Annotated in this window: 4 protein-coding genes and 1 pseudogene; 3 read left to right on the forward strand and 2 right to left on the reverse strand. The window is 50.0% G+C overall.

What is annotated here, in order from left to right:
• Nucleotides 1-236: type VI secretion system tube protein TssD (tssD, locus tag D515_RS24755; protein ID WP_039850710.1), on the reverse strand; the 236-nt coding region annotated here is incomplete at its 3' end.
• A 238-nt stretch (nt 237-474) separates the two neighbouring features.
• Between tssD and D515_RS24760 the strand changes: the two genes are divergently transcribed.
• A complete protein-coding gene (locus D515_RS24760; RefSeq protein WP_002542844.1) occupies nt 475-1,002 on the forward strand; it encodes a DUF4395 domain-containing protein in 528 nt (175 codons plus the stop codon).
• A gap of 59 nt (nt 1,003-1,061) precedes the next feature.
• Here the strand turns inward: D515_RS24760 and D515_RS24765 are convergent, their stop codons facing one another.
• Entirely contained in the window at nt 1,062-3,308 is a 2,247-nt protein-coding gene (locus D515_RS24765) for a DNA/RNA non-specific endonuclease (protein WP_002542845.1), read from the reverse strand.
• 208 nt (nt 3,309-3,516) lie between these two features.
• Between D515_RS24765 and D515_RS24770 the strand changes: the two genes are divergently transcribed.
• Together D515_RS24770 and D515_RS24775 are read left to right on the forward strand one after the other, a co-directional pair.
• Nucleotides 3,517-3,732, forward strand: coding sequence for a DUF3820 family protein (locus tag D515_RS24770; protein WP_002542846.1), 216 nt, complete (start codon nt 3,517-3,519; stop codon nt 3,730-3,732).
• Nucleotides 3,733-3,756: 24 nt separating this feature from the next.
• A pseudogene (locus D515_RS24775) lies at nt 3,757-4,026 on the forward strand (nuclear transport factor 2 family protein); the annotation flags it as partial.
• Between the last annotated feature and the right edge of the window lie 51 nt (nt 4,027-4,077).

Raw genomic sequence — 4,077 nt, forward strand, 5'->3', positions numbered from 1 at the left:
GGAACCGCTTTGTTCAGTGCCACGGTGAACTTGAACGGCTTGTGGACACGCTGGCCTGACGGCTGACCGCTTTGCGGGTCAGTCGGTACAGTCACGATGTGGTCAAAGGCCTGAACCAGCATCTCGTCTTCGTGGCCTTCCACGTAGATGTTACCGACAGAGTCAGCGGTGAAGGCTCCGGCAGTGATGTTGCCCTGGGTTTTGCCTTCGATGGCGATATAACAAGGAGTTGGCATCTTAATTTCCCTATAAAAATTCGGAGGAGGTTGTTTACTACGGTGGGAATAACGCAAGGGGTGTGCCAGTGAGTGAGTTCAATGAAAACAGTAAGTTAGACTAGTCATGAAAAGGGGAGAGCAAGGTATTGCTTGTGGGTTGGGCGAAAAGTTGCTCAGCGAGCAAGATTTGGCCAAGACTCAGGTAGGAATTTAACCAGCGTATAGACTTAAAAGAAAATGACTCAGGGAAAGGTTCATGCGCGCTGACGAATTAAAACAATATCATACCTTCTTAACCACCCCGATTCTGGCAATGGGACAGAGCATTCCGGGTGAAAGCGATCTGCGGATCAACGAGACTGCCACGCGAGCCCGGGCGGGGCTATTAAATGTGTTATCCGCGGTCACTATGGTGATCTTGTTGGTTCGTCCTGAATGGGATCCTGTGATTTATGTTGGCCCGTATGTGATTTTCGACATGTTGATGGCGGCGATGTTCGGGTTAACGCCCCTAAGCCCGTCAGGATTTTTGGGAACGGCGATGACCATGCGCTCCAAGGCCATTTGGAAACCGATAAAGCCCAAACGCTTTGCATGGAGCCTCGGGGCTATTATGGGGATTACCTGTCTGACATTTCGCTTGCTGGAAATGTCGGACATTTGGCTGTTTGCTGTGTTGGGTATCTGCTTTATGTTGACCTGGCTGGAAGCGGTGCTGGGGTTCTGTGTGGGCTGTTGGATGCATGCCAAGATGTTTGGATGCGAAACCTGCGCCTTGGATTGACGTATTGAAAGAAGAAAGGCGCGGAGTTCCGCGCCTTTGGCTTTGGTTGCGAAGATTCGTTAACTGAAGTTCAGTACCTGTCCCTCAGCGCGACGGCTCACCGATTTGTATTCCACTTTGGAAATGACAGTATCTTCCGTATCCAACAGCTCAATCACTGTTCCTTTATTTGAAAGGGCTGCCCCGCCGCCACCTGCGCGAACAACAATTTTGTGCTCACGACCTGGTGGTAACTTGGTCTTCTCGCGAAGGACTGTGGTGCCGGATTTAGTGCGGATTTGCCAGCCAGTGACGTCAATCAGTCCCGGCGTTTCATTTCGAATGGAGACCCACTCATTTTGATCGCCGACACCCGGTGGATTTGGCATCGCAGAAGCAATGACCACATCGCCTTCGTCATACAGCAAGACATCGGTATTGGAATGCGGAGCCAATAACGGATCGCGATTATCACGACTTTTAAGCACCGGATAGAAAGAGCGCAAATGGAAGCCGCGATCCTGGTTTTTTAGCGTCTCGCGGTATAGCACCAAATCGTAGCGCCAGCCGTTGATGGCGGCTCTACGCTTGGATTCGCCATCAAAAAACGACAGTGGCTGGGTGTCGTTGCGGAAGCTTTCAAATGTCAGCATGGTGCCCAGTGCCAAGAGGCATTCTGGGCTCATACCTACGAAGAATCCGCCTTTCTCTTTCCATGCGATCTTCTCGCCCACTCGCCAGCTCATCGCCAATGTCGCGACATCGGTATTCAGGTTTCCTTCAGGGCCGTCGTAAAAAGAGCCCAGATACTCCAAATCGGCTTTTCCGCCGCTACCATTTTGCTCATCCCAGAAGAACTTCGCCCAGAAGTGATAGCCCCCGATTTCGTAGCGAGAGCCCTCACGCTTAATCTCGCCAAGAAAAACATGCTCAAAGCCCGAAGCATGGTTCACCTGACGGTTACCAAAGTTGTTGGTATAGAGCCCGAACCAAATATTTCTGACTGTTTCGCGGAAGGTCTCGATGCTGGTGAGGTCTATGCACTGTCCTTCACCAAAGGTGGTACTGGTAAAAGGCATTTCAGTGAGTTTGGCTTGGGCAAATCCAAGACCGCCTTCACTTTGGTCATCAGTGATGTATTGATAGACCGACTCCATGAGTGAAATCCTGTCTTCATCGTCGTAGCGGGCAAAACAGGTATCGAGGAAATGTTCGATCTCGGCCAGTTCAACATCGCTGTATTTCTCTTCGTCGCGTTCAAGCTCGTTGTAGTTATCAATCAACCGTTTAAACGCCTGATAAGAAGGCAGGAACATCAGCTTGTCGGTATTCACTTCCTCGAAGAGGAAGAACTTGGCCAAATCACGCTTACCCGGGCGACGGTAGCCTTGCTCATAGAGCCGGATATCTGCGTTCTCGTTCATCCAGCGACCATCCGCAAGACGGGTGACATCGAAGCGGTTGTCATCGGCATCCCATAGCTCCTGGACGATATCAGTGTATTTTCCTCGGTTATCAACGATGTCAGTTGGCGATTCGATAGGGCGCATTTCTGGCGTGTCGATATCGTTTGACGTGGTGAAGTTGTTTGGGGAGTAGAACATGGGGTTCGTATCGTAGAGCGCTTGCTGGAAATAGAGGTCAGTGAGCTCTGTGATTTGGGTGAGCGAGACCTGATAGCTTTCCAGATTCAGGGTATTCCGACCGTCGTGATCGTCCCAGAACTCGCTTTGCTTCATCAAAAACGCGCGGCATTGAAGTTCCCCACCTTTGGTGAACACAATCACTTTCCAGAATGCAGAAGGGATATAGGTCCCACGATAAGGCTGGTCATTGATGGTGTTTATAGGGCCAGTGAACACAGAAAGTTTGTCGTCGAGATCTTCTTCTTCCAGCAACCAGTTTTCCAGTTCCAGCCATTCATCTTGGTTAAACTTCGCGTGCTGCAAATTGGCGTTGGTATAGAAAAAAGAGTCTTTGTTTGCCTGACTCGCCTCCGGGCGGGAGCCCCAGGTAATCGCCGCTCGACGCACCATATGGCCACGGTCCCAGACGTTGTTTTTATACACCTCGGGGCCAGCCTGATAATCAATATCGACGCGGGGATCGAGCTTCCATCTGGCACGCTTCAGGCTCATGAGTGTTTGCCTGTCGATGTTGTGGGCGGTGTAAAACGCCATTTTTGTTTCACGGTTCATCACCAGTGAAAAGTGTTCATAGTGCAAAGGTTCACCGTATTCCCAAGCCACCTCTAACAGGCTCTCGCCCAGTCGTGGCAGTGAAACAGGAACACTCAAAAACTCGGTATTAAATCCTTGTGAAGGCATGGCAGTCACCTCTCGCTGTCATCATGAAGTGATACACATTAGTCAGCGTTTATGTCGCTATTGTTTTAACTAAGGATGAATAACCCGTTTTCCCTACAACTGAGACGCTATCTCATGCTTGCTTTGACAGATGGGGAGAAGCTCGCGCGAGCTGCACTGCGCAGCGTGATAGACTCTCATTCTGCCCAATAGGAAGTGAAAAACGACCATGCTCGAAAAAGAAAACATGCTCAAACTGGCGAGAATGAAAATGCCGTTTGGCAAATACGCCGGAAGGGTGTTGATTGATTTGCCAGAAGAATATTTGCTTTGGTTCGAGAAGCAGGGGTTTCCCAAAGGGGAGTTGGGTCAACTCTTGGCCTTATGCCTGGCACTGAAAATTGAAGGGCTGGATGCCGTCGTCAAACCCCTGAAAAACATGTGATCACAGAATTGAAAGAGAGCTATTGTGAACGAAAAGGATGTGGTGCTGGCCTTTTGGCAGGCAATGGAAAGCAATGATTTCTATGCGGTGGGTGAGTGGCTTTCTGATGATTTTGAGTTGTATTGGCCGCAAAGCGGTGAGCTTATTCAGGGCCGGGAAAGCTTTGGGGCTCTCAACAGTGCTTACCCGGCAGAGGGTTTATGGCGCTTTACCATTAACTCTTTGGTGCATGAGAGAGAGCAGGTAGTCACTGATGTCTCGGTAACCGACGGAACCAGACAGGATAGGGTTATACCCAAATAACCTGAAGATGCTCGCATTCAGAGGTCATCAATGCGTTCAATT

The sequence above is a fragment of the Grimontia indica genome (genome assembly GCF_000333895.2).
GTDB classification, from domain to species: Bacteria; Pseudomonadota; Gammaproteobacteria; order Enterobacterales; family Vibrionaceae; genus Enterovibrio; species Enterovibrio indicus.